The 6,820-nt window shown below is 77.0% G+C and carries 8 protein-coding genes; 4 read left to right on the top strand and 4 right to left on the bottom strand.

Annotated features, from left to right (window positions below):
• Window positions 1–296: 296 nt before the first annotated feature.
• Complete coding sequence (locus NT8_RS26415; protein ID WP_067975319.1) at window positions 297–1,124, bottom strand: alpha/beta fold hydrolase; 828 nt, start codon at window positions 1,122–1,124, stop codon at window positions 297–299.
• 289 nt (window positions 1,125–1,413) lie between these two features.
• On the bottom strand, window positions 1,414–1,992 hold the full coding sequence (locus NT8_RS26410) for a TetR/AcrR family transcriptional regulator (RefSeq protein ID WP_067975316.1): 579 nt from the start codon (window positions 1,990–1,992) through the stop codon (window positions 1,414–1,416).
• Window positions 1,993–2,093: 101 nt separating this feature from the next.
• On the opposite strand from NT8_RS26410, the gene NT8_RS26405 reads away from it, so the two are divergent.
• The 3 genes from NT8_RS26405 to NT8_RS26395 all read left to right on the top strand — a co-directional run bounded on the left by NT8_RS26405 (window position 2,094) and on the right by NT8_RS26395 (window position 4,682).
• The gene (locus tag NT8_RS26405; RefSeq protein ID WP_067975313.1) at window positions 2,094–2,723 is read left to right on the top strand and encodes an NAD(P)-dependent oxidoreductase; all 630 of its coding nucleotides are present in this window, start codon (window positions 2,094–2,096) and stop codon (window positions 2,721–2,723) included.
• A 2-nt stretch (window positions 2,724–2,725) separates the two neighbouring features.
• Window positions 2,726–3,547 (top strand): SGNH/GDSL hydrolase family protein, encoded by an 822-nt coding sequence (locus tag NT8_RS26400; protein WP_067975310.1) that lies wholly within the window; start codon window positions 2,726–2,728, stop codon window positions 3,545–3,547.
• 73 nt (window positions 3,548–3,620) lie between these two features.
• Window positions 3,621–4,682, top strand: coding sequence for a hypothetical protein (locus NT8_RS26395; RefSeq protein ID WP_067975306.1), 1,062 nt, complete (start codon window positions 3,621–3,623; stop codon window positions 4,680–4,682).
• Between the two features lie 21 nt (window positions 4,683–4,703).
• On the opposite strand, the gene NT8_RS26390 is transcribed toward NT8_RS26395, so the two are convergent.
• Together NT8_RS26390 and NT8_RS26385 are read right to left on the bottom strand one after the other, a co-directional pair.
• On the bottom strand, window positions 4,704–5,402 hold the full coding sequence (locus NT8_RS26390) for a hypothetical protein (protein ID WP_157515987.1): 699 nt from the start codon (window positions 5,400–5,402) through the stop codon (window positions 4,704–4,706).
• 148 nt (window positions 5,403–5,550) lie between these two features.
• The gene (locus tag NT8_RS26385; RefSeq protein WP_067975300.1) at window positions 5,551–5,889 is read right to left on the bottom strand and encodes a hypothetical protein; all 339 of its coding nucleotides are present in this window, start codon (window positions 5,887–5,889) and stop codon (window positions 5,551–5,553) included.
• Between the two features lie 281 nt (window positions 5,890–6,170).
• On the opposite strand from NT8_RS26385, the gene NT8_RS26380 reads away from it, so the two are divergent.
• Window positions 6,171–6,743, top strand: a complete 573-nt coding sequence (locus NT8_RS26380) for a hypothetical protein (protein WP_157515986.1) — start codon at window positions 6,171–6,173, stop codon at window positions 6,741–6,743.
• The last annotated feature ends 77 nt before the right edge of the window (window positions 6,744–6,820 follow it).

Here is a 6,820-nt window from a genome sequence, read left to right as displayed (position 1 = left end):
CCGGGCACCACCGCACGCCCGGACGGCGCGCGCTCCGAGGCATGGTCAGCTCTGCCGGAACTCCCGGAGGAACGGAGTGCAACGCCGAAGGGCGCTGACATCGCTATGACGCTTCGGTGTGCCGCTTGGGCACGCGCATTGCTCCGACCGCGGTCCTGTGGCCGCCCCCGGGAACGGCCGAGGAACACCCACCCCATCCCGCCCCCGCCGGGCGCGCGTGCAGGCGGTAGAGCCGATACGGGTGGGCGCCGTCACGGAGGCCGACGGCCTCGGCACCGCGACGGCGCGGGCACCGGTCAGGCCTTGAGGAACTCCAGGAGGTCGCGGTTGAAGCGCTCCTTGTCGCCCGGGACCAGGGCGATGCCGTGGGAGCCGCCCTCGTAGACCTTCAGGGTGGCGTCCGGGATGATGCGGGCGGACTTGCGGGCCGTGGCGTCGATGGGCACCACCTGGTCGTCGTCGCCGTGCACGATCAGCGTGGGCACGTCGAAGCGCCGCAGGTCGTCGGTGAAGTCGGTGTAGCCGAACGCGTCGACGCAGCGGACCCCGGCCTCGACGCACTGGTGCATGGCCATGAACCAGAAGGCGTCCCTGTTGCCCTGGGTGACCTTGTTCCCGGGCCGGTTCGCGCCGAAGAAGCCCTCGGCGGTGTCCTTCCAGAACTGGGACCGCTCCGCGATGATGCCGTCCTTGATGCCGGTGAGCACGTCCTCGGGCACCCCTTCGGGGTTGGACTCCGACCGGACCATGATCGGCGGGACCGCGGAGAGGAGGACGGCCCGGCCCACCCGGCCGGTGCCGTGGCGGCCGATGTAGCGCGCCAGCTCGCCCCCGCCCATGGAGTGCGCCACCAGGGCGGCGTCCCGCACGTCGAGGTGGGTCAGCAGGTCGTTCAGGTCGTCGGCGAAGGTGTCGAAGTCGTAGCCGGTCCAGGGCCGGCCGGACCGGCCGTGCCCCCTCCGGTCGTGGGCGATGCCGCGGAAGCCGTTGTCGGCGACCACCTTCATCTGGTCCTGCCACGCGTCGCCGTTGAGCGGCCAGCCGTGGACGAACACGACCGGGCGGCCCTCGCCCCAGTCCTCGTAGTAGACGTCGACACCGTCGCGGGTGGTCACGTAGGGCATGGTCTGCCTCCTGTCGCGGATGCCCGGGCGGCGGGCCCACCCGGCGCCGTCCGCCCGGCCTCCGAGGCGGAGGCGGCGGACCCCGGACCGGCTGCCCGCGCCGGCGGCGGGGCAGATCCGGCCGCCGCGAACGTGGCCGGACCTTTGCCCCGACTGGAGGCTCCCGACCGGAAGCGCCCCTGGTCACCGGGCCGCCGTCGAGCGGCCGCCGGCGCCGGGGAGCCGGACGCGCCGCGGCCGCTCAGCGCAGCGGGCGGTCAGCGCAGCGGGCGGTCAGCGCAGCGGGCGGTCAGCGCAGCGGGCGGACGACCGCGCGGGCGAGGTCGGTGGCGCGGGAGCGGGGGGCGGGGGCGGCGTCGGGGCCCTCGGCGTAGTAGCGCAGGAACGCCTCCTGGAAGCACGCGCCGAGGAGAAGGGCGGCGGCCGCCGCCGGGTCGGCGTCGGCGGCGACGCGGCCCAGGCCCTGCTCGGCCCGCAGGTAGGCGGCGAACCCGGCGACCGCCTTGTCGGGGCCGCCGCCGTGGCGCTCCATGGCCTCGCGGTGGGCCGCCATGCGCCGCGGGTCCGCCAGGAGGGCTCCCATCATCGGGAAGGTGCGCTGGTAGAAGCCGATCGCCGCGTGGGCGAGTTCGGCCAGGTTCTCCTCGACGTCGCCCTCGCCCGGGCGGACGGCGGCCCCGGACAGGCCGGGGACGCGCTCCCGGAGGACGGCGAGCAGCAGCCGCTCCTTGTCGCCGAAGTACTTGTACAGCGTGGGCTCGGAGACCCCCGTCGCCTGCGCGATCTCCTTCGTCGTGGCGTGCACGACGCCGCGGGTGCGCAGGATGTCCGACGCCGCGTCGAGGATCCGCTCGCGTGTGGCCTTCACCGCAGCCCTCCGTCTCCGTCTCCCGCTTGACAGTTAGTGAACACTAGCCCATGCTCGGGGGCTAGTGTTCACTAACCCCCGAGTGATCTGGAGGAACCGCCATGCGCATCACCGTCTTCGGCGCCACCGGCCGGACGGGCGGGCTCGTCGTCGACCGGGCGCTGGAATCCGGCCACGACGTCACCGCGGTCGTCCGCGACCCCGCCCGGCTGCGGCAGGCCGACCGTCCGGGGCTCACCACCGTGACCGCCGACGCCCTGGACCCCCGCGCCATCACCGAGGCGGTGGCCGGCCGCGACGCCGTCGTCTCGGCACTGGGCCCGAACGGCCGGGCCGCCACGACCGTGTGCGCCGACGGGGCGCACGCGATCGCCACCGTGATGCGGACCGCCGGGACCCGGCGGCTGGTCGTCGTCACCGCGAGCGGGCACGTCGTGGACGACGGCGACGGACCGTTCACCCGCCTCGTCAAGCCCCTGCTGCGGCGGTACCTGCGGGCCGGGTTCGCCGACTTCGCCCGCGCCGAGGCGGCCGTGCGCGCCAGCGGCCTGGACTGGACGCTCATGCGCCCGCCCCGGCTCACCGGCGCGGGCCCCCGCCCCTACCGCACCGCGCTCGACCGCAACGTCCGCGGCGGCGTCACCATCGGCCGCACCGACCTCGCCCACGCGGTCCTCGCCGCCCTGGCCGACCCGGCCACCATCGGCCGCTCCGTGGCGGTGGGGTACTGACCATGGCCGCCTCCCCCGCCCGGCGGCGGACCGCCGCCGCCCTGACCGCGCTCCTGCTCGCCGCCCTGGGCGCCGCCGCCGTACCCGGCTACGCGGCGTTCCTCCGCCCGGTCGCCGCGGCCCCGGCCGACGCCTGCGCCGAGGGCCGCCCGGACGGCGGCGGCCCCGTCGTGGTGGCCGCGGGCGCCAGCATGACCCGGGGCACGCTCGGCCACGACTGGGTCGCCGACCTGCGTGAACGGCCCGGACCCGACGGCCGCGTCATCGTCAACGCCGGGATCAACGGCGACACCAGCGCGGGCCTCCTCGGCCGCGTGGACGACGACGTCGTCGCGTGCGACCCGGACGCCGTCGTCCTGCTCATCGGCACCAACGACGTCCGCGACGGCGTCCCGGTCGAGGACTACCGCGCCCACCTCGACGCCATCACCGCCCGCGTCACCGAACGGACCTCCGCCCGGGTGGCCCTGGTCTCGCTGCCCCCTCTGGGAGAGGACCCCGGGGCCGACGTCAACCGCCGGCTCCCCGCGTACAACGCCGCGGTCCGGGCGGCCGCCGAGCACGCCGGGGCCGACTACCTGCCCGTCAACGAGCGGTTCGCCGAGCGGCTCGCGGAGTCCGGCGCGGGGCCCGCCTTCGGGTTCGGCTTCGGCACCGCCTACCTGGCGTCCGCCGAGCACTACCTGCTCGGCCGGAGCTGGGACGACGTCGCCCGGGGCAACGGGCTCGGCCTCTACGTCGACCACATCCACCTGAGCGACGAGGGCGGCGCCATCGTCACCGACCTCGTCGGCCGCTGGCTGGACGCCCCGCCCGACCGGTGACCCCGGCCGCCGGGAGCGCGCCGGGCGGCGCGCGCCGCCCGGCCACTACGGTGGGGGCGCGAGGAGGTCGGCTGTGGCAGAGAGCGCGAGCGGGAACGGCGGCGGGAACGGGGGGCCGGACGCGTCCGGCCCCGGACGGGCCCCGGGCCCGGGCGCCCCGCCGGGCCGCGCGCCCGGGACGGCGGCGGCGCTCCGCCGCCTCCGGCGCCCGCTGTACGGCCTGGCCCTCGCCCTGACCGCGCCGACCTGCGCGGCCGTCGCGGCGGTCACCGCGCTCGGGTTCGCGCTCGCCTGGGGTCCCTTCGAGCACCTGCGGGTGCTGGTCGCGGGGAACAGGAAGCGGGAGGAGCCCCCGTTCTCCAACACGGGCGACGCCGAGGTCGCGCTCTTCGGGGCCGGCGCCCTGGCCGTCCTCCTGCTGCTCCTGCTCGCGACCGTCCTGCTCGGCCTGTACCTGGCGGCGTCGGCCGCCGCCGTCCGCCACCTCCGCGACGGGGGCGGCCCCCTGGGCGCCGCCGCACTGTGGCGCCGCACCCGGCCGCACGCGCTCCGCGCCGTCGCCGCGCAGGCGCCCACCGTGGCGGGCGTCGCGGTGACCGCGCTGCTGGGCGTCGCCCTGTTCGACGACCTGGCCGACGGCGGCCTGATCCCCGGGATCGACCGCCCGCAATCGCCCTTCACCGGCTACCGGGCGGTGGACTGGGTCGTGGGGCTGGGCCTGCCGCTCGCCGCGGCGTGCGTCGGCCCCTACCTCTACGCCCGGTTCTCCCTGGCCGCATCGGTGGTGGTCGCCGAGGGCGCGCCGGCGGGGCGGGCGCTGCGCCGCTCCTGGCGGCTGACGCGCAGCGGGCAGGGGCGGCTCCTCGGCGCCTGGGCGGCGGCAACGGCGGCCGCCGTCGCGGCGGCGGCCCTGCTGCGGCTCGCGGCGGCACCCCTCGCCCGCCCGGCGGGGGAGGCCATGTCCCTGCTCAGCGGCGGCAACGTGTACACCAGCGGGGCGTTCGCGGCGGCCGTCCCGGTCGCGGTGGCCCTGGCCCTGCTGCCCGCGACGGTGCTGCCCCCGGTGGGCGTGGCGCTCGCCCTCCGGCACGCCGCCGCCCGCGACGCGGCGGGCCCGCCCGGCCGCGTCGACTAGACCGACCCGCCTGGGCCGGGGTCAGTCGCCCGGAACCCCGAACTCCACGAAGCCCTCCTCGTCGACGCCGACACTCATCGGCTCCCACCGGTAGGTCTCCACGCCGTCGGTGCAGGAGTAGTGCACGTCCTGGCAGCGGTGGCCGGTGTCCTCGCCGGGGACGGCGGGGAAGAGGCCGGGCAGTTCCTCGCACCGCGCCGACAGCCCGTTGAGCCGGGTCTGCGTGTTCCAGGCCAGCTGCTCGTAGACCTTGCCGGCGGTGAGCACCCCCGACTCCAACCGGGTCGCGTACTCCACGTCGGTGCCGCCGAACATGCCCGGCGGCGTGCCGGTGACCTCCACCGCCCACACCACCTCCACCCCCTCGTAGGTGACGGTGCACCGGGTCACCGAGCCGATACCGCGGCCCACGACGTCGTCGCACCGGCCGGCGTCGAGTCCACCGATCCGCCCGGCCATCTCCAGCGTCTCGCGGCGCACGTTGACGATCACCTGCTCGGTGACGGAGGGGAACCCGTCGAGCGCGGGGACGGCGGACGCGACCGCCTCGGGGTCGGGACCGGGGAGCACGTCGCTCGGCGGCACCTCGACGGGCAGCGCCTCGCCCTCGACCTGGTCGAGTTCAGGGGTGTCGTCGCAGGGGTCGGCCTCCTCGGCGCACCCCGCGACGAGCACCAGGAGCGCCCCGGCGGCGACCATGACCGGAGCGGCGCGTCTCATGCCGCCGTTGTACTACGGCGGCCCGGCCGGCGATAGCCCCTGATGCGCATGGGGCCCGGTGCCGCCGCGTGTCGACGGGTCGACGTGCCGACGGATCGACCGGCCGCCCCGAGGACGCGGCCGCTGCCCGGCCGCGCCGGCCCCCGCATCAGGCCGATCGCCCGTTGCGGTCGGGGCGGGGGGCCTGCCGGGCGGCGCGCAGCCGGTCGGCGCGCAGGGTGTGCCGGGCGGGTCCCTGCGCGGCGCGCGCCGCCTGGGCCACGGTGTGGGTCCGCTCGATGCGGTCCAGCCGGTCCTTGATCTCCGCGCGATCGGCCCGCGCCTCCGTGGCCTCCCGGTCGGACTTCCGGCTCTGCCGGCCCACCTCGCGGCCGACCGCGTGCAGGTTGTCCCGGATCCTGCGCATCTTGCCGCGGTTGGCCGTGCCCATGACGAGCACGGCGCTGAAGGCCATGGAGGAGAACGTGGCGGCGTTGACGATGTCCATGGGGCGCCACTGTAGGACCGGGCCGCGATCGGGAATCGGACGTTCACCGAACACCGGGTGGACGTCCGATGGCGGCGGGCGGGCCCGCGGGCGGCCGGTCGGCGCCGGGGCCGCGTTCCCCCAAGAACGGCCCAAGCGGTCACGCCCCGCTTGGAGACCGCGCACACAGGGTGATATCACACATGCGGGGGCGGCCCCGGAGCCCGGTCCGTCCACCGCTCCGCGCCGCCCGCCCCGATCCCGTCCGCAGCGGGAGGCGCGCCGACGAGGGGGAGGCCCGCATGGCGAGACCGCCGGACCGCCCCCGTGTGCGCGGAGGGCAGCCCCGCGTCCTCCTTTGCGCCGTCGCGGTCCTGGCCGCCGCGTGCGCCCCGAGCGAGGCCGAGCGGAACGCGCCCGCCGACACCCGCGCCACCGCCACGGCCGCGGTCGATCCGGCGGCGGCCGCGGCGGTCGTCGCCACCTACGACCGCGTCCGCGCCGTGCAGTCCGACGTGCTGGCCGGCGAGCGGAGCGCCGAGGACGCCGAGGCCGAACTCGCCCCCCTGGTCGACGCCCCGCTCCTGGAGAGCATGCTGGAGCAGTTCGCCTACTACGAGGGTGAGGGCGTCGTCCACAAGGGCTCGGCGGTCTCCGACCCGGAGGTCACCGCCCTGGCGGGCGACCCCCCGACCGCGACGCTGGTCGACTGCTGGGACACCACGGGGGTCGACGTCGTGGACGAGCGCACCGGCGCGTCGGCCAAGGACCCCAACCGGCCCGGCCGCGTGCCGGTCACCGTGCGCGCCGAACGCGGGCCCGCCGGTGGCTGGGTGATCACCGAGCTGACCATGGACTTCGGCCGGCCCTGCTGACCGTCCGGCACCCGCCGGGACGTGCCCGGCGGGTGCCCCGGCGAGCGGTCGGCCCGCCGGGGGCCCGGGAGCGGCGG

The organism is Nocardiopsis trehalosi NBRC 14201 (assembly GCF_001552555.1).
GTDB classification, from domain to species: domain Bacteria; phylum Actinomycetota; class Actinomycetes; order Streptosporangiales; family Streptosporangiaceae; genus Nocardiopsis_B; species Nocardiopsis_B trehalosi.
Note: the sequence above shows the minus strand (reverse complement) of the source record. Positions and strands in the feature narration are given on the sequence as shown.